The organism is Pedomonas sp., from assembly GCF_036515995.1.
Taxonomy (GTDB): Bacteria; Pseudomonadota; Alphaproteobacteria; order Sphingomonadales; family Sphingomonadaceae; genus Pedomonas.
Genome location: NZ_DATBUP010000268.1, coordinates 12,723 through 36,217, shown reverse-complemented (window position 1 = coordinate 36,217; position 23,495 = coordinate 12,723). Strand labels below are relative to the sequence as shown.

At 63.9% G+C, this 23,495-nt stretch carries 19 protein-coding genes, 1 tRNA gene and 2 riboswitches; of the genes, 13 read left to right on the top strand and 7 right to left on the bottom strand.

The window, feature by feature from the left end; all coding sequences use genetic code 11:
* The first annotated feature begins 407 nt into the window (after positions 1-407).
* Together recJ and VIG90_RS19380 are read left to right on the top strand one after the other, a co-directional pair.
* Positions 408-2,183: a single-stranded-DNA-specific exonuclease RecJ gene (recJ, locus tag VIG90_RS19385; RefSeq protein WP_331595167.1), complete on the top strand. Its 1,776-nt coding sequence runs from the start codon at positions 408-410 to the stop codon at positions 2,181-2,183.
* Positions 2,184-2,475: 292 nt separating this feature from the next.
* Positions 2,476-2,551: transfer RNA gene (locus VIG90_RS19380), tRNA-Glu, on the top strand.
* 119 nt (positions 2,552-2,670) lie between these two features.
* Here the strand turns inward: VIG90_RS19380 and VIG90_RS19375 are convergent.
* The 3 genes from VIG90_RS19375 to VIG90_RS19365 all read right to left on the bottom strand — a co-directional run bounded on the left by VIG90_RS19375 (position 2,671) and on the right by VIG90_RS19365 (position 6,727).
* Entirely contained in the window at positions 2,671-3,867 is a 1,197-nt protein-coding gene (locus VIG90_RS19375; protein WP_331595166.1) for a GGDEF domain-containing protein, read from the bottom strand.
* 245 nt (positions 3,868-4,112) lie between these two features.
* Positions 4,113-5,867 (bottom strand): methyl-accepting chemotaxis protein, encoded by a 1,755-nt coding sequence (locus VIG90_RS19370; protein ID WP_331595165.1) that lies wholly within the window; start codon positions 5,865-5,867, stop codon positions 4,113-4,115.
* A gap of 326 nt (positions 5,868-6,193) precedes the next feature.
* A complete protein-coding gene (locus tag VIG90_RS19365; RefSeq protein ID WP_331595164.1) occupies positions 6,194-6,727 on the bottom strand; it encodes a hypothetical protein in 534 nt (177 codons plus the stop codon).
* A 157-nt stretch (positions 6,728-6,884) separates the two neighbouring features.
* Positions 6,885-7,110: riboswitch (cobalamin riboswitch) on the top strand.
* A gap of 160 nt (positions 7,111-7,270) precedes the next feature.
* Between VIG90_RS19365 and VIG90_RS19360 the strand changes: the two genes are divergently transcribed.
* Positions 7,271-9,172 (top strand): TonB-dependent receptor plug domain-containing protein, encoded by a 1,902-nt coding sequence (locus tag VIG90_RS19360; protein WP_331595163.1) that lies wholly within the window; start codon positions 7,271-7,273, stop codon positions 9,170-9,172.
* Between the two features lie 129 nt (positions 9,173-9,301).
* On the opposite strand, the gene VIG90_RS19355 is transcribed toward VIG90_RS19360, so the two are convergent.
* The gene (locus VIG90_RS19355) at positions 9,302-9,457 is read right to left on the bottom strand and encodes a hypothetical protein (protein WP_331595162.1); all 156 of its coding nucleotides are present in this window, start codon (positions 9,455-9,457) and stop codon (positions 9,302-9,304) included.
* 196 nt (positions 9,458-9,653) lie between these two features.
* Here VIG90_RS19355 and VIG90_RS19350 point away from each other — a divergent pair, with 196 nt between their 5' ends.
* The 7 genes from VIG90_RS19350 to VIG90_RS19320 all read left to right on the top strand — a co-directional run bounded on the left by VIG90_RS19350 (position 9,654) and on the right by VIG90_RS19320 (position 16,120).
* Entirely contained in the window at positions 9,654-10,352 is a 699-nt protein-coding gene (locus VIG90_RS19350) for a hypothetical protein (RefSeq protein ID WP_331595161.1), read from the top strand.
* A 111-nt stretch (positions 10,353-10,463) separates the two neighbouring features.
* Complete coding sequence (locus VIG90_RS19345) at positions 10,464-10,784, top strand: hypothetical protein (RefSeq protein ID WP_331595160.1); 321 nt, start codon at positions 10,464-10,466, stop codon at positions 10,782-10,784.
* Between the two features lie 148 nt (positions 10,785-10,932).
* Positions 10,933-11,164: riboswitch (cobalamin riboswitch) on the top strand.
* A gap of 220 nt (positions 11,165-11,384) precedes the next feature.
* The gene (locus VIG90_RS19340) at positions 11,385-12,314 is read left to right on the top strand and encodes an ABC transporter substrate-binding protein (RefSeq protein WP_331595159.1); all 930 of its coding nucleotides are present in this window, start codon (positions 11,385-11,387) and stop codon (positions 12,312-12,314) included.
* Positions 12,311-13,297 carry an iron ABC transporter permease gene (locus VIG90_RS19335; RefSeq protein ID WP_331595158.1) on the top strand — a complete coding sequence of 329 codons (987 nt, stop codon included), beginning with the start codon at positions 12,311-12,313 and terminating at the stop codon, positions 13,295-13,297. The genes VIG90_RS19340 and VIG90_RS19335 overlap by 4 nt, the downstream gene beginning before the upstream one ends.
* The gene (locus VIG90_RS19330) at positions 13,294-14,079 is read left to right on the top strand and encodes an ABC transporter ATP-binding protein (protein ID WP_331595157.1); all 786 of its coding nucleotides are present in this window, start codon (positions 13,294-13,296) and stop codon (positions 14,077-14,079) included. The genes VIG90_RS19335 and VIG90_RS19330 overlap by 4 nt, the downstream gene beginning before the upstream one ends.
* A 164-nt stretch (positions 14,080-14,243) precedes the next feature.
* Positions 14,244-15,485, top strand: a complete 1,242-nt coding sequence (locus tag VIG90_RS19325; protein WP_331595156.1) for an acyl-CoA dehydrogenase — start codon at positions 14,244-14,246, stop codon at positions 15,483-15,485.
* Positions 15,486-15,622: 137 nt separating this feature from the next.
* A complete protein-coding gene (locus VIG90_RS19320) occupies positions 15,623-16,120 on the top strand; it encodes an OsmC family protein (protein ID WP_331595155.1) in 498 nt (165 codons plus the stop codon).
* Here VIG90_RS19320 and VIG90_RS19315 read toward each other — a convergent pair.
* Both VIG90_RS19315 and VIG90_RS19310 read right to left on the bottom strand, forming a co-directional pair.
* Positions 16,101-16,772 (bottom strand): hypothetical protein, encoded by a 672-nt coding sequence (locus tag VIG90_RS19315; RefSeq protein WP_331595154.1) that lies wholly within the window; start codon positions 16,770-16,772, stop codon positions 16,101-16,103. The two genes, VIG90_RS19320 and VIG90_RS19315, sit on opposite strands and share 20 nt — an antisense overlap.
* Before the next feature lie 261 nt (positions 16,773-17,033).
* Complete coding sequence (locus VIG90_RS19310) at positions 17,034-19,406, bottom strand: 1-deoxy-D-xylulose-5-phosphate synthase N-terminal domain-containing protein (protein ID WP_331595153.1); 2,373 nt, start codon at positions 19,404-19,406, stop codon at positions 17,034-17,036.
* 161 nt (positions 19,407-19,567) lie between these two features.
* Between VIG90_RS19310 and VIG90_RS19305 the strand changes: the two genes are divergently transcribed.
* Both VIG90_RS19305 and VIG90_RS19300 read left to right on the top strand, forming a co-directional pair.
* Positions 19,568-20,023, top strand: coding sequence for an Lrp/AsnC family transcriptional regulator (locus VIG90_RS19305; protein WP_331595152.1), 456 nt, complete (start codon positions 19,568-19,570; stop codon positions 20,021-20,023).
* Between the two features lie 106 nt (positions 20,024-20,129).
* Complete coding sequence (locus VIG90_RS19300) at positions 20,130-22,229, top strand: TonB-dependent receptor (protein WP_331595151.1); 2,100 nt, start codon at positions 20,130-20,132, stop codon at positions 22,227-22,229.
* 41 nt (positions 22,230-22,270) lie between these two features.
* Here the strand turns inward: VIG90_RS19300 and VIG90_RS19295 are convergent, their stop codons facing one another.
* Positions 22,271-22,468 (bottom strand): hypothetical protein, encoded by a 198-nt coding sequence (locus VIG90_RS19295; RefSeq protein WP_331595150.1) that lies wholly within the window; start codon positions 22,466-22,468, stop codon positions 22,271-22,273.
* A 559-nt stretch (positions 22,469-23,027) separates the two neighbouring features.
* On the opposite strand from VIG90_RS19295, the gene VIG90_RS19290 reads away from it, so the two are divergent.
* Entirely contained in the window at positions 23,028-23,483 is a 456-nt protein-coding gene (locus tag VIG90_RS19290) for a helix-turn-helix transcriptional regulator (protein ID WP_331595149.1), read from the top strand.
* Positions 23,484-23,495: the final 12 nt, after the last annotated feature.

The window sequence follows — 23,495 nt, the reverse complement described above, 5'->3', positions numbered from 1 at the left end:
CGGACGTGGTGACAAGGCCGGTCAAGCCGTCAGGGTAGGGGTTTTAAGGGTTCCCCGCCGGGGGGACGAGGGTCGTCTAGCGTTCAGTGTGCAAAAGCGTTCCGGCCCTGCGCTCTCCCGCGCGGGCAGCCTGACATGCCTTGGGCATCTCATCCCAACAATTGATATAATTGCTCTGCCTCACGCTCTGGAAACCCCCTGACTCCCCGGTCACCGTAAAGCTCCCTCGACCCCCGGCAAATCCCCAAGCGAACACAGGAAAAGGAACAGAAGACACCACAGGATCAGCAACACCACGGGCAGGGTAAATCCGGTTTTCGCATCAGGCTGATGTCACGCATCGCTCTCCCGCAATGTTCTACCTTTGTGCGCTTGCGTCTGCGCCCGGGCTGGGTCACAACAGCGGCATGGCGACTTCCTCTTATGTCTATGGTGTGGAGCGTTCGGTTCTCGGCCAGCCCTGGCGCTGGCGGGCCGACATGTCTGCGGGCGCGGCGATTGCGCAGGCGCACGGTCTGCCGGAGGCGGTGGGCCTCGTGCTGGCCGGGCGCGGTGCCGAGGTGGAATCAGTCGGCCGACTTATCAAGCCGACGCTGCGGGACTGGCTTCCTGACCCCTCCATCTTTCAGGATATGGATCGCGCTGCCGAGCGTCTGGCGGACGCCGTGCGGCGGCAGGAGCCTATCGTCATTTTCGGCGACTATGACGTTGACGGCGCCACCTCGACGGCACTGCTGATCCGCCTGCTGCGCGCGGCGGGCGGTGTCGCCAGCTTCTACATTCCCGACCGCATCGCCGAAGGCTACGGCCCCAATGTCGCCGCCATGACCGCGCTCGCGCAGGCGGGCGCCAAGGTGGTGGTGACGGTGGACTGCGGCACCCAGTCGTTCGAGCCGCTGGCGGCGGCTAAGGCGGCGGGTCTGGATGTGCTGGTCGTTGATCACCACAAGGCGGGCTGGGCGCTGCCCGAGGCCTTTGCCATCGTGAATCCCAACCGGCTGGATGACGACGCGGGCAGCGAGTTCGGCCATCTGGCGGCGGTGGGCGTCGCCTTCCTGCTGGCGGTGGCGGTCAACCGCGTGCTGCGCGTCTCCGGCTGGTACGGCAACGGTCGGCAGGAGCCGGACCTGCTCTCCATGCTCGATCTGGTGGCGCTGGGCACGGTGGCGGACGTGATGGCGCTGACTGGCCTCAACCGGGTGTTTGTGGCGCAGGGCCTGCGCGTCATGGCCCGGCGCGGCAATCTCGGCCTCTCCACCCTGTGCGACGTCTCGAAGATGGACCGCGCGCCCATTTGCAGCGATTTGGGCTTCCAGCTCGGGCCGCGCATCAATGCGGGCGGGCGGGTCGGCCGCTCAGACCTCGGCACGCGCCTCTTGATCTCCGAGCAGCCCGGCGAGGCCCGCCAGTTGGCGGAGGAGCTGGACCGGCTGAACGCCGAGCGGAAGGCGCTGGAGGCGCTGACGCTCGATCAGGCGCTGCTTGCCGCGCCAGAGGCTGACCCGGTCGTCGTGGCCAGCGGCGAGGGCTGGCACCCCGGCGTCATCGGCATCGTTGCGGGCCGCCTTAAGGAAAAATATGGCCGCCCCGCGGTGGTGATCGGTGTGGACGGAACGGTCGGCAAGGGCTCTGGCCGGTCGGTGCCGGGCGTCGATCTTGGCGCCGCCGTGCTGGCGGCGAAGGAAAGCGGGCTGTTGGCCGCGGGCGGCGGCCACGCCATGGCGGCGGGCCTGACCATCGACGCGGCCAGGGTTGCGGATTTTCGCGCCTTCCTGTGCGAGCGGTTGGCAGAGGATGTAGCAGCCTCCATGGATGGCCGCGCGCTGAAGCTGGATGCGGCGCTCGCACCGGGCGGCGTCACGCCGGAACTGGGCGAGCAGCTGGATCAGGCCGGGCCCTACGGCACCGGCTGGCCGCAGCCGAAGGTGGCAGTGGGGCCGGTGAGCGTGGTCAAGTGCGACATCGTCGGGCAGGACCACGTGCGGGTGATCCTCAGCGGCAAGGATGGCGCTCGGATCAAGGCCATGGCCTTCCGCCACGGCAACTCGGAGCTGGGGCTGGCGCTGGCCGGTGCGGGCCGCCGTCCGCTGTACGTCGCCGGACGCATCGTGATCGATCACTGGACCGGCAGCCCGCGCGCCGAGCTTCATCTGGATGACGCCGCCTGGGCGGACGGGCTCTGAACCCGTCCGAACACATCGCAATGATGCCTCGCTGACACTGCCGGTTTCCGGCATGTGCGGCGACTGCCGGTGGCTCTGCCAAAGTTGTCCTGATTCATTTCGCCAGCGTCGGATCTGGTGCCGGAGACCCCGTTCCCGCGGGCACTCCGGCCAGCCGCTGGCGTGCCGTGTAGAAAGAAAACTCTTTGAAAACAGCATCATACAACAAAGTTTAATAAAAATGCGTTTTGCATGACGGATATGCTTGACCGCAGGGCAGGCCCCGTCTATCAAGCGCCCACACCGCGCCGCTGACCCCTTCGTCTAGAGGCCTAGGACACTACCCTTTCACGGTAGGAACACGGGTTCGAATCCCGTAGGGGTCGCCACCGCCGCTTCGGCGAGGCGAAAAATCAAGAAAATCGATGCACTGATAAAGCCCGCGCGGGGATGACCTGCGAGCGGGTTTTTAACACATTTTCCTGTATGATATGCCGCAGGGCTGCTCTCAGGCAGCGCTCATGCCAGGCATCAAATCCGCCTCCCGTTGGGGGTTGGCCTGATACGCGACCACGCAATTGCGCCCTCCGGCCTTGGCCTGGTAGAGCGCCGCGTCCGCGTTGGCGAGCAGGGTGCGCAGGGGAGCATCGCGCTCTTCGCTGCTGACGACGCCAATGCTGACCGTCACCGGAATATCGGTGCCATCCACGGCCAGGCCGCGCGTGTCCAGAATGGCGCGGATGCTCTCCGCGATGTCGAGCGCGCGGTCGGTGTTGGCATCAGACAGGAAGACGGCAAACTCTTCGCCTCCCATACGGCAGAACAGGTCTTCCGGCTCGATGAGGTTGGTGACGAGTTCAGTGAAACCGACAAGCACCTGATCGCCGCCGTCATGCCCATAACTGTCATTGATCGACTTGAAGTGATCCAGGTCCATCAGCAGGAAGCTGCTGGCGCGTCCGGCCTGCTGGTTGGCAGTGAGGCGGCGCTCGGACTGCTCCTTGAATGCGCGGCGGTTGGCGATGCCAGTCAGGGGGTCCTGCATGGCCGCCTTGCGGTGGCGCACCTCGATCTTCTCCTTCGACATCGACAGCACGAGGAAGCCGAAGCTGATGGAGAAGACGAGCGTCTCGATCGCCAGTATCAGCACCCACACGCTGTCCAGCTTCTCCACCCAGCCGACGGAGCGCACCAGCGCCGGGCCGGTGATGACCCGCAGGGCGAAGTAGCAGCCGTGGAATACGCACAGGACGGCCGCTGCCCGCTGCGAGACCAGTTTCTCGCGCTGGCCGAACCAGAGCTCGGCGGCCATGGCGAAGGTGTAGCTGCCGCATCCCACAGCCGCCAGCACCATGCGGGCAGGCGTTCCGACGTCCAGTCCCCAGCAGGCGATCAGCCACACCACGCTGCCCGCCAGAACGATGGCCCAGTGGGTTCGCTTCTGGTTGAACAGGCGGCAGGCCGCGAAGGCCAGACCATAGCCGGAGAGAATGATGGCGTTTGCCAGCTCGCGTGTCACGTTGTGGGCGCTGTCCGCGCTGGCCACCAGTCCGAGGAAGCCCAGTCCCGCCAGGAAGAACGCGCCACTCCACCACAGCAGGGATCGGATCTGGCGGTTGAGCAGCCATGAGAGCAGCAGCAATCCACTGACCAGGCCGAGGTTGAGCAGGGCCGCAATAAACAGCGAGAGCGGATCAAGAGGCATGTGAGCGTTTTTCGTACTCTCTGGAGCGAGACAGCCGAACGTTAATGCTGAATCATGAATTAACCGTTATTCCAGCAAATAACTCTGGTGCCGCAGAAGGAAGTGCCGAAACGAAACGTTCCATGTTCATGCCATACATATATATATCCTTGGCATATATATAACGACCAGAGACAGGCGCGGCGGGAAGGGTGCTCGGCGCCCCTCCCACACACACCGCACGTCCGCCATCAGGCGAGGCGGTCTCAGGCTGACCGGACCTCCCTGACGAAAGCGTCCACTTCCACCCGCAGCATTTCCACCTGTTCGTTCATGGTCTGGGCTGACCGCAGCACTTCCTCGGCGGCGTCGCCGGTCACGCTGGCGGCGGCGGTCACACCGCTGATATTGGTGGTCACGTCCCGGGTGCCGCCGGCGGCACGCTGCACGCTGTGGGCAATCTCCTGCGTGGCGGCCATCTGGGCGTCCACTGCTGCGGAGACCGTCTCGGCAATCTGGCTCATCTCCTGGATCACCTGCGCGATCGCCTGGATGTCGGCGACGACGGCGCCGGTTGCGGCCTGCATCTCCTGCACCTGCGCGGCAATCTCTTCGGTTGCGCGGGCGGTCTGGTTGGCCAGCTGCTTGACCTCGGATGCGACCACCGAGAAACCCTTGCCGGCATCTCCGGCGCGGGCAGCCTCGATGGTGGCATTCAACGCCAGCAGATTGGTTTGCTCGGCGATGGAGTTGATGAGTTCCACCACTTCACCCACCTTGCGGGCAGCCGCGGCCAGACCTTCCACCTTGGTGTCGGTGCTGCGGGCTTGATCGGTCGCACGGAGGGTAATGGTGGTTGACTGTTCCATGCGGCGGCCGATTTCCCGGATGGAAGCGGCGAGTTCCTCGGCAGCGGCGGCCACGGCCTGCACGTCTTCAGACGCCTGTTCCGAAGCGCCGACAACGGCTCCGGCCTGACGGCTGGCCTGCTCGGCGGCGGCGGACATGGACTGGGCAACGCTCTCCATGCCCGAGGCCTGATCGGCGACGGAGCCGACAACGCCGCCTACCTTCGATTGGAAGTTGTTGGCAAGGGCATCGATCAGCGCGCGTTTCTCTTGCTCCGCCTGTGCGGCGGCTGCGGCCCTTTCGGCTTCCTGCCGTTCACGTTCGGCTGCCTTCTCCTGCTCGATCCGCTCCTTTTCGGCGGCCTGCTCCAACTCCAGCTGTGTCTTCTGGATGGCGTTCTGGCGGGCCACTTCCACGGCGCGGGCCATGTCGCCGATTTCGTCCTTGCGGTCACGGTGCGGCACGACCAGATCGGTCTCACCATCAGCAAGGCGAAGCATGGTTCCGGTAAGCCCGGTAAACGGGCGGCTAATGACCCGATGCAGGGTAATGCCGAAGGCGGTGGACCCCAGAACGACAAACGCGATGCCGATCCACAGCGAGTATGACATGGTGTCGAAGGCATCCTGCCGCGTGACGCTGCGCTCTGCCAGCAGTTCGCGCTCGGCCATCTCGGCCTCGGCCAGCGTCTGGCGGAGGGTGTCCATGATGGCCTTGCCCCGACCCGAACTTTCGATCTCGCGAGCGGCGCTGACAGTCTCAGGATTATCCATCAGGCGGATGATCTGGTCTGCCACTTCGCTCTGCCAGGTCGCCGCGATGCGGGCGACGTCATCGAGACGTTGCTGCTGACCGGCGTTGTCGCGGGTCAGCTCCTTGGCCCGCTTCCAGGCCTGCTCGAACTGCCGGTTGCCGTCGTGATAGGGCTCCAGAAACTTTTCGTCACTGGAGATCATGTAGCCGCGCAGGCCGACCTCCTTGTTGACCATGCTGGTCGTGGCGAGGTCGAGAGCATCAAGCACTTCATATGTATGGTTATTTACGTCGGTCGCCGTCTCGGCAACCATGATGCTGCGGCCAACCACGGCACTCATGAGGATAACCGCAAAGCCCACGCAGGCGAACGCAACGGAGATCTTCCGGCTTATTGGCAGATTGTTCAGAAACGACATGACACTACACCTGGCACTAAAAAACAGCAGTCGCGGATTAGACCTCCGGACCAACTTGCTGCAAATCACCGAGAAACATGAAATTATTATTAATCAGTTTGGATGGCTCAGGTGTTTTTCAGGTAGGTTGCCTGTGTCGGATTTTCGTCTTTCGTAGTGCGGAATAATATTTCGCCGCGGTAATACATCCCTCGTGTGGCCAACAGTATTGAAGCCGCACGGGCGATTGATCTCTTCCGGCACAGCTCCAGCGTGGCGGGCATGCCAGAAGCAGACTCAGGAAACAGTGAGAGGCGGGGACGTCAGTTGAGGTTGTGACCCAGGCCTTAGCTGAATGGCTGTGCCACGGCTTTGCTGCGAATATACTCGCTGATGCGCTTGTTCAGCTTCTGCAGTTCCTGCAGGCTCAGCTGCAGGGGCAGTTCGCCGCCGCCTTCCATGCCGGCAAGCAGGGCCGGGCTGCCGTTGGCGGTTTCACCCAGCTGGAACGATTCAACCGTGATCGGCTGCACGGCGTCGTTCTGGTCCGGCTGATGCTGCCGCAGATAGCCCAGTTCAGAGGACAGGGCGGCAACGGCCAGCGGAATGCAGCCGGGGGTGAAATCCAGCCGGAACTGTTCCCCCTTGGTGGATTCGACCACAAGATAAAGGCAGCGCTTTTCACCGTCGATGCCGCTCTCCCGCACCAGCGCGAAGGTGGGGGCGGTATCATCGTCAAACTCTCCGGTCACGTCAGGCAAATCCTCGGACATCTGAACGGCAAAAGTGCCGTCCTGCTGCATCTGCGGTGCAGACAGGAACTCAAGCTGGTGCTGGGCGGAGCTGGGGGTCTGGCTTGCGCCAGTTCTGGCCTTCGGCACGGGCGACCTTCTTCATCTACAATTTAATTCTTCAAACCAACATCTACGCGTGTATTTCCCAAATCTGGCGCAGATGGCGGGAATGTCCAGCGCCGCAGGGTCGTATTTCAGCAGGCTGCTTTCGTTGCGGGCTTGACGTGTGCGGTGGCCCGGATTAGCCCTCATGCTCGCAACAGGCCCCCCGAAAGGGGGTTAAAAGGGAACGTGGTGCCAGGGTCCGCCCATCAGGCCGCACTCTCAGTCCACGGCTGTCCCCGCAACTGTAACCGGCGAGCGCCGTCTCGATTACGCCACTGGAAGACCGGGGAAGCCCGGAAACTGGGAAGGCAGAGACGGGGCGATGACCCGAAAGCCAGGAGACCTGCCTGTTGTCGTCGCCTTGCATGCTGCCGGGAGAGTGGTGTGCGACGGGTTCTTCCGGAACGGCGACATCAACCGTCAGGGTTGCTGTGCCGGGTGCCGGGATGAGTCCGCGTGCCGCCCTGCAGGAACGGCGCACGCCTCCCTGACAAAGAACGACTGATTTGTATTGGGAGGGCTGGCATGTCGCCCCGCCTCGTAATTCTGCTTACCACTGCGGCCCAGCTCGGGTTTGCCGCCACCAGCGCCCGGGCCGAAGAACCCGTCAATCCGCTGAACCAGATTGTTGTCTCCGCCACCCGCACCGAACAGGCGCTGGGCGTCACCGGAACGTCGGTCAGCGTCATCACCGCCGAGGATATCCGCGCCACGCAGAAAGTCATGCTGTCCGATGTGCTGCGTGAGACGCCCGGTGTCACCGTGGTGCGCTCGGGCGGCCCCGGCGCGCAGACCAGCATGTTCATTCGCGGCGTCGGCGGCGAGCAGACGGCCATCCTGATCGATGACGTCCGGATCAACGATCCCTCGACCCCGGGCGGCACGGCCCACGTCACAGACCTCATCACCACCGGCGTCCAGCGCGTCGAGGTTCTGCGCGGCCCGCAATCCACGCTGTACGGCAGCCACGCCATTGGCGGTGTCGTCAACATCATTACCCAGCAGGGCGAGCCGGGCCTGCGCGGCGAGGCGCTCGTTGAAGGCGGTAGCTTCGACAGCTGGCGCGCGGCGGGCACCGTGGCAGGCGGCACCGAGAAGGTGCAGGGCTCGCTCTCGGCCAGCTTCTACGACACCGATGGCGTCTCGGCGGCCGACAAGGACGACGGCAACACCGAGAAGGACGGTTACCGCAACTGGGGGCTGCTGGGCAGCGTCGGCGCGGAACTGTCCGACAACCTGCGCCTCGACCTGAAGGGCCTCTACAACAACGGTCGCGCCGAATATGACGGCTTCCCGCCGCCGCTCTACACCTTCGCCGATACCGACAACAACAGCCGCAACGAGCTCTACTCGGGCTACGCGGGCCTGACCCTCGGCACGCCGGAGGGTCGCATGACCAACCGGCTGGCCGTCGGCTTCAGCCGCACCGACCGCGAGGACTTCGAAGGCGACGTCAAGACCAACGACACGCGCGGCCAGAACCGCCGGTTCGAGTATCAGGGTGTCGTCCGCGTCACCGAGGCGGCCGAGCTGACCTTCGGCGCGGAGACCGAGCGCACCAAGATCCGCAACATCGGGCAGTGGGATCTGGAGCCGCTGAAGGCTGCCGTTGATATGCACAGCCTCTATGCGCAGGGTCAGGCCACGCTGGTGGAGAACCTCACCCTGACGGCGGGCGTGCGCTATGACGATCACGACACTTTCGGCGATCACACCAGCTTCCGTGTGGCGGGCGCCTATCAGGTTCCGCAGACGGACACGCTGCTGCGTGCCAACTGGGGCGAGGGGTTCAAGGCGCCGACGCTCTATCAGCTCTACAGCATCTACGGAAACGCGGACCTTCAGGCCGAAACCAGCAAGGGCTGGGAAGTCGGCATCGATCAGGGCTTCGTGGAAGGGCGCATCCGCGTCAGCGCCACCTGGTTCCAGAACAAGCTGAACAACCAGATCGACTATGTGAACTGCACCGTGGGCGATCCGCAGTGCGCCTCGGGCCGCTGGGGCTATTATGACAACGTGGCGCGGGCCTCGTTCAAGGGGCTTGAGCTGGGCCTCTTGGTGCAGCCCATCGATCCGCTGGTCATCAAGGCCAGCTACACCAGGCTGAAGCCGCGCAACGAGGTGACCGACACCGACCTTGCCCGCCGCGCCCGCGACAGCTTCCAGACCTCGGTCAACTGGCAGGCGAATGATCGCTTCAGCCTGTCGGCCAGCCTGACCATGACCGGCGACAGCTATGACTCGGCCGGGCAGCTGAACCCGCTGGACGGTTATACGCTGGTGGACGTGCGCGCCAGCTACGCCGTGACCAAGGGGCTGGAGCTCTACGGGCGGGTCGAGAATCTGTTCGATGCGGATTACGAAGTGATCAACGGCTATGGCGTCTTGGGTCGGGGGGCCTTCATCGGCTTGCGCGCGACCTACTGACCCGTTTCACTTTCAATACATCGTGCGGAAGGGGCGGCCTGTGGCTGCCCCTTTTGTGTATTGGGGGGTGGCGGAAAGCCGACAGCCGGAACCACCCTCCGTCACTCCTCGTTGTCGATAGCACGGGGGTTAGAACCAAGGAGATGCACGATGGCTAACCAACGTCAGCAAGGCCAGCAGGGCCAGCAAGGTCAACAAGGCCAGCAGGGCCAGCAGAAGCAGCAGGGCCAACAGGGCCAGCAGAAGCAGCAACAGCAGCGCCAGCAGCCGCAGCGTCAGCAGCAATCCGAATAGCTCGGAGCAGCAGCGCTAACGTCTGTTGCTGGCCGTACTGCGCACAGCAACACCCGGAATGCGGGGCGGTCGCTGGCCGTCCCGCATTCTCGGTTCGGGCGCTGGTTTCCACCGGGGTTTCCACCAGCGGCGCGGAGCTAACCGGCTTCGGTTTCGTTTATTAAATGAAAATGAAGAGGGGTTCCGCATGCGTAAAACGCGCTTTGTCACAGCCGCAATTGGATTGACGGCCTTCGGCCTTGGTGGGGTTGCGCTGGCCAATGCAATCATGTCGCCTGTGAACGAGGCCATCGACCCGACATTTGATATCAGTACCGCAGAGGTTCGCGCGGATGGGGATCTCCTGCACTTCCGCATGACGCTGCGCGGCAATGCGGGGGCCAGCGTGCCGCCCCGTATCGGAAAATTCGAGGGCAGCCAGATGTATGCGTATATCTGGCCGACAAGCGCCGATACCGCCGCAGCGGGCTTCCCGCGCGGGCAGGGCCTGCTGGCGCTGGCGCTGGTGAGCCATCCGGATCTGGTGGAAGACGTCGGCGGCACCCGCTTCTCGATGGACTGGCATCCGCACTGGATGGTGCTGGTGCCCTCCATGGGCTGCGGGCCCTACGGGCTCCGGATCATGGACGGCATGGCCGCCGCGCCCGGTGCCCTGCCGCTGATGACCAAGCCCGCCAGCCTGTCCACCGCAATGACCGGCAATACGCTGGACGTGGAGGTGCCTGCCGCAATGCTTGGCGACAAGAACACGCTGCGGTTCGATGGCATGACGGCCAGCATGGTGGTCAGCAACAGCGGACCTTCGCCGCTTGTCTGCGTGCGGCCGATCGATGTCGCCTCCGGACGCCTCGTCCTTCAGGGCAGAGTTACCCAAACTGGGCAGTAAGGGCGACGAGCAGAGGAACAGATCAAGGTATTTGCGGTTTTCTTTCATAAGGGGCGAACCGCTGCCACTGCATCAATGTCCTGCTTCGCCCCGCAAGAATGGAGACGTGCAATGACAAACCAGTCCCCTTCGTCCGTCGATCCGAACAAGGACAAGGGCGTGCCTGACGATTGCAAGAAAGAAACGGTCAAGCGCGCCGACGAAGCTCTGGACGAAGCGATCGAGGAATCCTTCCCGGCCAGCGACCCCGTATCCATGGTGGTTGACGGCCCGCGCGTTCAGCCGAAGGAATGTGATTTCCGGCCGTCGGACCAGCACCCGGAAACCGATCACGTGGCCCATCCAGAGCGGGATGTGGACGCAAAGCCCCAGCAGGACAACGAGCCGATGGATCGCCCCGAGCATGGCAAGGGCGAGCACCAGCAGCGCTAGTCGTTGCCTGCACACATGCTGAACAGGTCGTGGCGGCGGGATCTCCTGCCGCCACAGTCTTTTCGGGCCGACCCTGATCGCCCCGGGTATGATCGGATCGCCCTGGGTGTGCAGAATCGTTGCCTTGACGGCCCATGCCGGCAGGTTTACCCAAATCGCTGCGGCAGGTTCCCCCTCAACCGGGGGTGAAAAGGGAACCCGGTGACGCGCTGGTCCTCCTGGGGCCGGCCGGCAATCCGGGGCTGCCCCCGCAACTGTATGCGGCGAGTTCGCGCGCTATCGAGCCACTGGGCCCAGCTTTTATGCCGGGGGCCGGGAAGGCGGCGCGCACCGAACGATGACCCGCAAGCCAGGAGACCTGCCTGCCGCAGTCGTCCTTCGCGCGGTCGGGGTGTGCCGGGCGAGCGGTTTTCCCGTGAGACGACGCCGAGCTGGCCGGTCAGCGCGCGGAACCTCGTCATGTCCTGACGCCGCTTCGCTCCGGCCTTGGTGGAAGGTGCCGGTGCCGTGCCCCGTGGGTCGCATGCCGGCCTCACGTGGGTCAGGGTCGTGTCGGAAGCACAGGTGCGGTGCAGCCGCAAACAGGAACGAAGGCGAAGGATGGGGCGCGGCGCAGCGTGGTTGCTGGCAACGCTTCTGACCGCCTCCTTGCCGTTCGCCATCTCGGGGCTGTCGGAGGCAAGGAACGCCATCGCCGCCATTGCCCCGGGCAGGACGGATGCGGATAGCGCCGCTCTGCTCAAGGAAAACAGACCTCGGCGGATCGTCTCCCTCAATCCCTGTCTTGACGCCATTCTTTTGGAAGTGGCCGATGACGCCCAGATCACGGCGCTCAGCCACTTCTCGCGCGATCCGGAGCAATCCGCTGTTGCGCAGGCGGCGCGGCGCTTCCCCGTGACCTACGAGACGGCCGAGGAAATCCTGCTTCTGAAGCCGGATCTGGTGCTGGCCAGCATTCATACCGCTCCCGCCACCCGTCGGGCGCTGGAGCGCATGAACATTCCGGTGGCGTTGTTCGGCGTGCCTGCAACGGTCGAGGAAAGTCATGCTCAGGTTCGGGATGTTGCCGCCCGCGTCGGCCATCCTGAACGGGGTGAGGCATTGGTGCGCCGGATCGAGGCGGCGCTGGAGGCTCTGCGCCCGCAAGCGTCGGATGCCGGACCGCCGGTGCCCGCTCTCATCCTTCAGCCGGGCGGCTTCTCGCCGGGCGCAGGCACGTTGCAGGACGATCTGCTGGCCCGCGCCGGGCTGCGCAACGTCTCGGCGCGCTACGGCGTCAACTTCTGGGGCGTCGTGCGGCTGGAAGAACTGGTCGAAAATCCGCCCCGCCTGCTGTTGACCGGCGCGGACGGTGCCGATGCCAGCGCCGGGGGTGATCGCCTGCTCTCCCATCCGGTGCTCAAGCGACTGGAAGGCCGCATGCTTGCCTCTCCCTATCCCCGGCAGCTGTTGTACTGCGGGGGGCCAACGTTGCTGGAAGCCGCACGCTATCTTCGCCTTGCCCGCACTGCTTTGGAAAACGCCTCATGAACCGCGCCGCGTCCCTCCCTGTTCTGCCCGTCCTTGCCGGTCTCATCCTCATGCTGGCCGTCCTCTCTCTGGGAGTGGGCAAGGTGTGGGTGTCGCCGTGGGGCATTTTCTCACATGAGGAAGCCACCCGGACCTTCATCATTCTTGATCTGCGCCTGCCTCGAACCCTGCTCGCCATTCTGGTGGGCGGGGCGCTCGGGCTGGCGGGCGCGGTCATGCAGGGCTACCTGCGCAATCCGCTGGCAGACCCCGGCGTCCTTGGCGTCTCCGCCTGCGCGGCGTTCGGCGCGGTCCTGGCCATCTGGTTCGGGGTTTCCGGCGTCGCCATCTGGGTGCTGCCGGTGTGTGCCATGGCAGCGGCGGTTGCGGGCATGGCGCTGCTCTATCTGCTGGCCGTGGAGACCAACCGCGTGACCACCTTCATTCTGGCGGGCATTATCCTCAACAGCCTTGCTGGGGCCCTGACCTCCTTTGCCATCAGCCTTGCACCCAGCCCCTTCGCCACGGCGGAGATCATCAACTGGATGATGGGCGCGCTGACGGACCGCAGCATGAGCGACGTCTGGATCATCCTGCCGTTCGTGCTGCTGGGCGGCGGCGTGCTGCTGACGACCGGACGCGCGCTGGACGGTCTCAGCCTTGGCGAGATGACCGCCCGCACCATGGGGATCGACCTTGCAGCTACCCACCGCCGCATTCTGTTCGGCGTCGGCATTTCCGTCGGGGCGACCGTTGCGGTGACCGGCATCATCGGTTTCGTCGGTCTGGTGGTGCCGCACCTGCTGCGCCCGTGGGTTGGCGCGCGGCCCGGCGCGCTTCTCGTGCCCAGCATCTTCGGCGGCAGTGCCCTCGTGCTGGCAGCGGATACGGTGGTGCGGGCGCTGCCCGGCGGCACCGAGGTGAAGCTGGGCATCGTCATGGCGGTGCTGGGCGCGCCGTTCTTCCTTTACCTGCTCATGAAAATGCGGAGCCAGCTGGCATGAGTACGCTCGCCTGTGAAGACCTGACCGTCGATGTGCCCTCGCGCCGTCTCGTCGGCCCGGTGAACGTCACCTTCCGCTCCGGCGAAGTGACGGCGGTGCTCGGCCCCAACGGCGCCGGCAAGTCCACGTGGCTTGCAAGCCTGTGCGGCGGCCGTGAGCCGAGCAGCGGCTCCGTGTTCCTTGACTTTGCCGATCTTTCCCTGATGGACCCGCGCGAGCGGGCACTGCGCATCGGTTTTCTGGCGCAGGGCCGCGAGGTGGCGTGGGGTCTGGACGTGGAGACCGTCGTGCGCCTCGGGCGGCTGCCGTATGGCCGCACCGGTATCAGCACCAGCCCGGCTGATGACGCGGCAGTAGAGGACGCGATCAACCGCTGCGAACTCGGGCACCTGCGTGACCGCAATATCCTGACGCTGTCAGGCGGCGAACGGGCGCGCGTGCTGCTGGCCCGCGTGCTGGCAGGGGAGCCGGACTGGATTCTGGCGGACGAGCCGCTGGCCGGGCTGGACCCGGCCTTCCAGCTCGACATCGTGCGCCTGCTGCGCGAACTGGCACAGGAAGGGCGGGGCGTTATCGTCACCTTGCATGACCTGGCGCTGGTGGGCCGGCTGGCGGATCGGGTGATCGTCATGCGCACGGGCAAGGTCGTGGCGGATGGCCCGCCCGTCACGGTGCTGACGCCGGATGTCATGTCCGTGGCTTACGGCGTTGCCGTGGAAGTGGTGACGGCGGCCAATGGCGAGCGGGTGGTACTGCCCACGCAGCGGCTGCGGCTGGGCTGAGGTTCAGCAGGCGGCTCGCGCTCTTCGTCATTTTGACGGCGGAATAGCCCCTTCCTTCGGCGCTTTGTCTGTGGTCGTTGGCACGGTTTGGTGGGATGTTCTACCCGCGTTGAGAACCGGCCTGTCCACCAGAGGCCAACCCACACGAAGGGGGAGGAGACACCATGAGCGAGGCGAGCATCCAGACCGAGGCGACGGCATCAACCGGCCCCCGGAAAATCACCTGGCCCAAGTTCCGCTGGGAAGACCCGCTGCTGCTGGAGGAGAGCCTGACCGAAGAGGAGCGCCTCATTCGTGACAGCGCCCGGGCCTATTGTCAGGAAAAGCTCATGCCCCGCGTGGTGGAAGGCAACCGGCATGAAAAGTTCTTCCCCGAGATGATGACCGAAGCAGGGGCGCTCGGCCTGCTCGGCTCCACCATCAAGGGCTACGGCTGCCCCGGCGTGTCTTACGTCTCCTATGGCCTCATCGCCCGCGAGGTGGAGCGGGTGGACTCCGCCTATCGCTCCACCCTTTCCGTGCAGTCTTCGCTGGTAATGTGGCCGATCTACGCTTACGGCACCGAAGCGCACCGCGAGAAATATCTTCCCAAGCTCGCCACTGGCGAATGGGTCGGCTCCTTTGGCCTCACCGAACCAGATGCGGGCTCTGACCCGGGCAGCATGAAAACCCGGGCCCGCCGTGTGGATGGCGGCTTCGTGCTGAATGGCTCCAAGATGTGGATCACCAACTCGCCCATCGCGCAGGTGTTCGTGATCTGGGCCAAGCTGGCGAACGAGGAAGGCAAGGACGAAATCCGAGGCTTCATCGTCGAGCGCGGGGACAAAGGTCTCTCGACGCCCAAGATCGAGGGCAAGTTCTCCCTGCGTGCGGGCTTGACCGGCGAGGTGGTGCTGGACGAGGTGTTCATTCCAGAGGACCGCATGTTCCCGGAAATCAAGGGTCTGGGCGGGCCGTTCGGCTGCCTCAACAATGCGCGCTACGGCATTGCTTGGGGTTCGCTCGGTGCGGCGGAATTCTGCTGGCACGCCGCCCGCCAGTACGGACTGGATCGCAAGCAGTTCGGCCGCCCTCTGGCCGCCACCCAACTGTTCCAGAAAAAGCTGGCGGACATGCAGACCGAGATCACGCTGGGGCTGGCCGCCTGTCTTCAGGCGGGCCGCCTGATGGATGAAGGCAAGCTCGCGCCCGAGGCGATTTCCCTCCTCAAGCGCAACAACTGCGGCAAGGCGCTGGAGATCGCCCGCACCGCCCGTGACATGCACGGCGGCAACGGCATTTCAGATGAATTCCATGTCATCCGCCACATGATCAACCTGGAAGCCGTCAACACCTACGAAGGCACCCATGACGTGCACGCCCTCATTCTGGGCCGGGCACAGACCGGCATTCAGGCGTTCGCCTAACCTTTTTATTGCAGGGGTTCATTCGCAGGAGAGACGGGTCTCTCCTGCGAAAACAAACATGGCTTTCCCGCTGCGTCATGCAACCCATGCCGGGCTGAGGCGTCCTTTCGTCATGCGGGCGGAAGGAGAGCAGCGTCATGACGGATGTGAACACCACCGCGACCGGTCAGCCCGGCGGTTTCAGCCAGCATAGTGCGGACCTTCCCACGGGTGAGGTCATCGTCGCCAGCCAGCCGGGTGCGCCATTCACGCAACTGCTGCGCGCGGGCAAGCATCATCTGGTGGCGGACGAGCCCATTGATGTGGGCGGCGGCGATGCCGGACCGAACCCCTACGATTATCTGCTAATGGCGCTGGGCAGCTGCACGTCCATGACGGTGCGGCTTTATGCCGATCGCAAGGGCTGGCCGCTGGAAGGCATCGTCGTCAGCCTGAGGCATGAGCGGCTGCACGTCCGCGACTGCGTGGACTGCGAGACCGGCGTCACCAACATGGAGCGCATTAATCTCAATCTGGTATTGCACGGCGCGTTGGATGAGGCGCAGCGGGCGCGGTTGCTGGAGATTGCCAACAAGTGCCCGGTTCACCGCACGCTGACCGGCAAGATGCAGATCGTCACATCGCTGATGAGTTGAGCGCGGCAGAACGCTTGAGAGGCCAGCGCACGCGCACGAGCCAGTAGATCAGGATCAGAAGGACGAGCAGCACCGGCGCTGCCAGCAGGGGCAAAATGCGCATGGGCTCGGGAAATACCTGAGCCTGACCCAGAAAAAACGAAGCGCAGGCAATGAGCAGCGCAAAGCACATGCGCCACAAATGGCGAGTGAGGCGCTGAACGCCCTGCAGGCCGCCCGCCCGCAACATGCGGATGTCCAGCATCGCTGCCAGCAGCGCGACTGAGCCAAAGACGAAATAGACGGGGGTCGGCTGCCCGTCTTTCACCCCGGTGCCGCTGACCTGCGCCTCATAGCCGAAATAAAAGCCGATAACTCCGGTTGCCAGCGCGACAAGCAGGGCACCGACGTGCGCCTTGCGAGAGGTCGCCCCCAGAGGCTGCACCGCGAGCAATGCGGTTACGACCAGATAAAAGGTCAGCAGTCCGGCAATGACAGAAAGTCTGTCAGGCACCATGGTGGCCAGTACCGCCCCGGTCCCGGACATGAACAGCATGGTGTAAACAAAAACCGTGCCGCTCTTGCGGTGCAGCTTTCCACCCTTCAGGGCGACAAGCGCAACAGCGCCGGAAAGCAGTGCCAGCAATCCGGCAATGATGTGCAGCACTGTCATGTTCAATCACCCCGTGGGGCAAGCTCTTGGCTTTGCCGGAATTTGCAGCGAAACGGCTCTGGAACGCAAAAATGCAAGTCCCGGGAGCGAGGCTTCAGTGAAGAGACACCAACGCCGCCAACACCCGAGGTACTAGCACGCTTCTCCAGTTCCGTTTCACTGTCAATATGTTCCGGCAGGGCGGGCAGGGGGTGCCGCCGGGCAAGGCCCAATAAAACAAGGGGAGGGCAGGAGGGTTAAGACCCTCCTGCAAAAAGAACCTCATCCAAGAAACAAGTCGGCGCAGGCGTCGATGATCGCGTCCGCATCCAGGCGGTAATGGTGGTAAAGATCAGGGATATCGCCCACCTGTCCGAAGCTGTCGATCCCGAGTGCGCTCACCCGCTGGCCGCGCACAGAGCCGAGCCAACTCAGCGTGGAAGGCGCGCCGTCCAGGACTGTCACCAGTCCTGCGGTAGCGGGCAGTTCGGCGAGCAGGGTTTCGATATGGCTCGGGCGATTGCTGCCTTCCCTCCAACGAGCGCGACGGCTGGCCATCCAGTCCCGATGGATGAGATCGGGCGAGGGGATGCTGAGCAGGCCCAGTCCCGGCAGGTCGTCTGCCAGTTGCTCCCACGCCGCCAGCGCTTCGGGGGCGATCGCGCCGGTAAAGGCGATGGCGGCCTGTGCGTCGGCCGCAGGTTTCTTCAGCCAGTACGCACCCTTCAGCGCGTCTCGTGCCCAATCATTACTCTCGCGTGCAACCTGCTGCAGCGGACGGGTGCTGAGGCGCAGGTATACCGAGCCGCCGTCTTCCGCCTGCATATGCTCGAATGCCCAGCGCATCACATGCGCCAGTTCATCCACGTAAGACGGCTCGAAATAGGTCAGGTTGGGCTGGCCCATGCCGATGAGCGGCGTGTTGATGGACTGGTGCGCGCCGCCTTCGGGTCCTAGCGTGACGCCGGAGGGCGTCGCCACCAGCAGGAAGCGCGAGTCCTGATAGCAGGCGTAGTTCAGCGCGTCCAAGCCGCGGGCAATGAACGGATCGTAGAGCGTACCGATGGGCAGCAGCCGCGCCCCGAACAGGGTATGTGACAGGCCGAGCGCGCCCAGCATGAGGAACAGGTTGTTCTCAGCAATGCCCAGCTCGATGTGCTGGCCGCGTGCATGAGCGCCCCATTTCTGCACGCTGGGAATTTTCGCCTGACTGAACACATCTGCCCGGTCGCTCTGGCTGTAAATGCCGCGCTGGTTCACGAACCCGCCGAGGTTTGTGGAAACGGTTACGTCCGGCGACGTGGTGACGATGCGCGCAGCAAGGTCGCTGTCCTCGCGGGAGAGGTCGAGCAGGATGCGCCCGAACGCCGCCTGCGTGGATTGCGCCGCTCCCTCCGGCACCGGGAACGCATCCATTGACGGAACCGCCACGGCAGGCGCGCTGAACCGGCGGTTGGCTTCCCTCGCGAACGGCGCATTCTTCACGAACTGCTCAAGGTGCTGGCGCGTGTCGTCATCGAGTCCGCCGTAGGGCTCCCATTCCGCGCCTGTCGGCACGCCAAGCTTCTGGCGCAGGCCGTCGATCTGCGTCGGCGTCATCAGTCCGGCGTGGTTGTCCTTGTGCCCCGCCAGTGGCAGCCCGTAGCCCTTGATCGTGTAGGCGATGAACAGGCGGGGCTTGTCGCTGCCCTCGGCCTCGGCGAAGGCCTCCAGGATTGTCTCGAGGCAGTGGCCGCCAAGGCCGGTCATGATGCCAGCCAGTTCCTCGTCGCTGTAAGACAGCAGCAATGCCTTGACGCCGGGCTGGTGGCCTATGTCCGCCAGCAGGCGCGCCCGCCACGCCGCACCGCCCTGATAGGTCAGCGCCGCGTAGTCCGCATTCGGGCAGCTGTCGATCCACTCACGCAGAAACTCGCCGCCGGGCCGGGCGAAGGCGTCGCGCTGGCGGCGGCCGTATTTCAGCGTCACCACCTCCCAGCCGGTGGAGGCGAAAATGTCGTCGAACCGGCGGAACATGCGGTCAGTGGTGGGCGCGTCGAGGCTCTGGCGGTTGTAGTCGACAATCCACCATGTGTTGCGGATGTCGTGCTTGTAAGCCTCGATCAGGGCCTCATAGATGTTGCCCTCGTCCAGTTCCGCATCGCCCAGCAGCGCGATCATGCGCCCGCGCCGCGCCTTGTCGAACCAGCCGTGGTCGATCAGGTAATCCTGCACCAACGAGGAAAAGGCGGTGATTGCAACGCCCAGGCCGACCGAGCCGGTGGAGAAGTCCACATCGTCCTTATCCTTGGTGCGAGATGGATAGCTCTGCGCACCGCCGAAGGAGCGGAACCGCTCCAGCTGCTCCCGGCTCTGGCGTCCGAAAAGATACTGGATAGCGTGGAACACCGGGCTGGCGTGGGGCTTCACGGCAACCCGGTCTTCCGGGCGGAGTGTGGCGAAGTACAGCGCCGTCATCAGTGTGGTCATGGAGGCGGAGGACGCCTGATGCCCGCCCACCTTCAATCCGTCGCGGCTCTCGCGAATGTGGTTGGCATGGTGAATGGTCCACGAGGCGAGCCATAGTACCCGCTGTTCCAGCTGGCTCAGCACGCGCAGCGTTTCCGCATCCGGCCGCTGCAGGTTGCCTTTCTGGATTTTATCCGTTGCCAGCATCTGGTCTCTCCCCACTGGGCCGTTCCGGCCCTTCGTTCTCCTGATCCGATGCCTATTATAAAGTTTTACGGTCGCCGTTTTCCGCCAAACCATGCCCTCAGATGCACTGCAAAAAGCATGAAATGCTATTCTCTGGTTTGTTTGTGCGATAAAACCGCGTCATGCTTGATCGTATCGACCTTGCCATCCTCCGTGCCCTGCAAAGCAACGGCCGCATGTCCAACGTTGAACTGGCCGAAAAGGTGGGTCTCTCGCCCACCCCCTGCCTGCGTCGTCTCAAGCGGCTCGAAGATCAGGGTGTCATCCGCCAGTACACCTGCCTCTTGGATCAGGAGGCCATTGGCTATCCGGTGAACTGCTTCGTGTCGGTTTCGCTCCACTCCAAGGCGGACAAGCAGATCGAGTCCTTCCAGCGGGCCATCTCCCGCGCCCCGCAGGTGATGGAATGCTACCTGATGACGGGCTCCAACGATTTTCTTCTGCGCGTGGTGGCAAAGGATCTGCGCGATTACGAACGCTTCCTCTCTGAAACGCTCACCCGTATCGAGGGCATCAAGGAAATTAATACCAGCTTCGCACTGAGCCAGTTGGTGCGCCGGTACGAACTGCCGATCTGATTATTCGCGGCAGAAGGTGCCCGCCGTACTGTTTGTCTTATGTAGGGCGGGCCTGCTATGCGCAGTGCAGCAATCAGAATGGCAGTCAGAAGTGGGGGGCGTCGCGATGAAACGAGACGATTGGGCGAAACGACGGGGGAAGCGGCAGGCGGCGCTGGTGTTTGCCTGGGGTTTGACGTCCAGCCTTGCTGCGCCTGCTCTGGCCGAGGAAATTCTGGTGCTGGCCCATCCGCTGCCCACGCCACCGGGCAGCGAGACCTACAGCACGGAAGTGCTCGACCGCGACGATCTCTTACGCGAAGGCCCGAACCGGTTGGATGATATTTTGCGACAGTCAGCCGGCTTCCAGACCTTCCGCCGGTCAGACAGCCGCACGACGCATCCGACCTCGCAAGGGGCAACGCTGCGCGCGCTTGGCGGCAACGCGGCGGGCCGGGCGCTAGTGCTGCTGGATGGTGTGCCGCAGGAAGATCCGTTCGGCGGCTGGGTGCCCTGGGCGGCGCTGTCGCCTGAGCGTCTGAGCTTTGCCCGCATCACGCGCGGCGGTGGGGCAGGGGCCTTCGGCGCCGGTGCGCTGGCAGGCACCATCGAGCTTGGCAGCCAGCCGCTGGAGCCGCGCCTGCAAGGCTTCGCCCGGGCCGAGTATGGCTCGTTCGACAGCTGGCTGGCCGCCAGCTCGGTGCAGGCGCCGGTGGGCAAGGGCGTGCTCAGCCTCTCCGGCCAGTTCGAGGACAGCGACGGGTTTTACCTCGTGCCCAAGGAGCAGCGCGGCGCGGCTGACGTGAGAGCCTCCACCCAGGCATGGCATGTCGAGGCGCGTGGGGCGCTGCCGGTAGGCGAGACCGAGGAGGTGTCCATCCGCGTGCTCGGGTTTGGCGACAAGCACGTGAACGGCGTGGTCTTTGCCCCCAACAGTTCCGAGGGTCTGGATGCCAGCGTGCGCTTCGTCTCCCGCAAGGACTGGACATGGGATCTGCTGGCCTATGCTAAGGTGCGCGGGTTCGACAGCGGCTTTGCCGCCGTGTCGGCTGACCGGAACAGCGCCAACCCATCGCTTGACCAATATGATGTGCCCGCCACTGGCCTTGGCGCAAAGGCGGAGGTGCGCCCGCCCATGCCCGAGGGACAGATGCTGCAGCTGGGCGTTGATGCGCGCTGGAATACAGGCAAGACCAAGGAATTCTTCCGCTTCATGCAGGGCGATTTTACCCGTCACCGCGAGGCGGGCGGCGATGCCCTGATTGCTGGCGTCTATGCCGAGCACAGCTGGGAGGTGAGCCCGGCTGTGACCCTGACCGGAGGGGCGCGACTCGATCACTGGCGCATGTCGGACGGATACCGCGAGGAGCAGGACCTGGCGGACGGCTCCACTCTGCTTCGGCAGGATTTCGCCAGCCGCCACGACTGGCAGGCCAGTGGCCGCCTGGGCGCCAACTGGAAGCCGTGGCAGGCGGTGGAGTTGCGCGCAGCTGGCTACACCGGCTTTCGCGTGCCGACGCTGAACGAGTTGTACCGTCCCTTCCGGGTTGGCAATGATATTACCGAGGCCAATCCGAATCTTGATCCCGAGCGGCTGGCAGGGGTGGAGGTGGGCCTGCGCTACCAGCCGATCGAGGCGGTGGGGCTGGACCTGACCCTGTTCCACAACACCGTGCGCGACGGTGTTGGCAACGTGACGGTGGGCTTTGGCCCCGGCACGTTCCCGACAGCCGGGTTCGTGCCTGCGGGCGGCGTGCTGCGCCAGCGCCAAAACATCGACCGGGTGCGCTCGCAAGGCGTAGAGGCGAGGGGGCATCTGGCTTTCGGCAATTGGCGCTTCGAGGGAAGCTATGCCTTTACCGATGCCGAGGTGCGCCGGTTCGCTGCCAGCCCGGAGCTGGAGGGGCTGCGCCTGGCCCAGTCGCCCCGTCACATGGCCTCGCTTGCGGCCTCGTACGCGCAAGGCGGGCAGTGGAGCCTGTCAGCAACGGGTCTGTACATGGGACAAGTCTATGAGGACGACCTGAACAGCCGCAGCCTCTCCGACAGCTTTACGGTAGATGGCGCGGCATGGGTGATGCTGCGGCCCGGCCTGCGGCTGGAAGTGCGCGGACAGAATCTGTTCGATGCAACCGTGGAGGCGGGCCGGTCAGCCAACGACATCCTGACGCTGGCAGCACCCCGCGCAGTCTGGGTGAGTGTGGCGTGGCAGTTCGGCCAGCGCTGAAGCTGGCCGCTACTGCGAACTGCCCGGATGTTTCAAAGCAGTCAGCGGCGACCCTGAGGGTCGCTGCCCCGCTCCATCAGTTCGATTTCCATTGAAAGCGCCATGAGTTCGAAGATTCGGACCATGCGTTCCTGCTCGGCATCAGGCAGTCCGCTGAGCGCATTCAGAATTCTAGGAATGAAACCGGAGTCATCCTTGTTCGTGACGGTGACGAACGGCAGTGCGATCACATTGTCCATCGAGTCCCTCTTTCACTATGCCCCTCGGAAAAAGACTCGTTTCAACAAAGTACGCGACAGTGCGAATCAACATTACCCCAGTACTAAACTCGGAAGCCAACACTGACACCCCACGTCAGTTTTGCTCCTAAATTGTATAATCTATTTATTCTATGTCGTGTATCCCCTTGGCAGGTAGCGGCTCTATCCGTCTAAAAAGAGTCGAATATGGCTTTTCGACAACAGGCGATTTTGGCTCTCCCACTGAATTGCAATGCGACCAAGGGTTGAGCGGAGATGTCCGGAGTAATCGGATATCTACCTCCAGACGCACTCAAAAAGGTTGTGTTTCCACTATGGCTTCGCCCTTTGCGGGTAATAACTCGTTCAGCCGATGGTTGTTGCAGAATCATAACAACTCAAAAATACAACCTCCGATAGTTAAATCAACCGAATTTGGCAGTTCTGCGTGCCCGAGATTAGCTTTGAAGTTGTATCTAACTGCGGACATTATCGACGCCGAACAGTCAGAAAGCGCAGCCAGACGCTTTGCAGTGCCTCGATAATGAAGGGGATGGCAATGAAAACAAAACGGGCACGGGAGACGGAGTTGAAGCTGGACCGCGAGGTTGCTGCCCGCGTGCGGGCGCAGCGGCTGGCCAGCGGATTAACCCAGACCGAGTTGGGCAAACGCATTGGCGTTACCTTCCAGCAGATTCAAAAATACGAGAATGGTTCGAACCGCCTGACGGCGGGCAAGCTCATTATTCTCTCGGAGATTCTTGGGGTTCCGGTGGAGCAGTTCCTGTCCGGAAATACGGCTGCCCAAAAGCAGCAGCCGGCCCCCTCACTGCCGTCGCTTGCGCCGGAGCAGACGGGAAGCGCCCGCTCTGTGCACCGGGAAGTACTGGAACTGGTCCGAGGCTTTGCCCGCATCGAGGATCCGCGCACCCGCAAGCATATTCTCGGGCTTATCAAGCACCTTGGAGCTTCCGGCCTGGAGCGGGCCGACGAGAGCGACGCTGCCGCTGCCTGATTCTCCATCGTC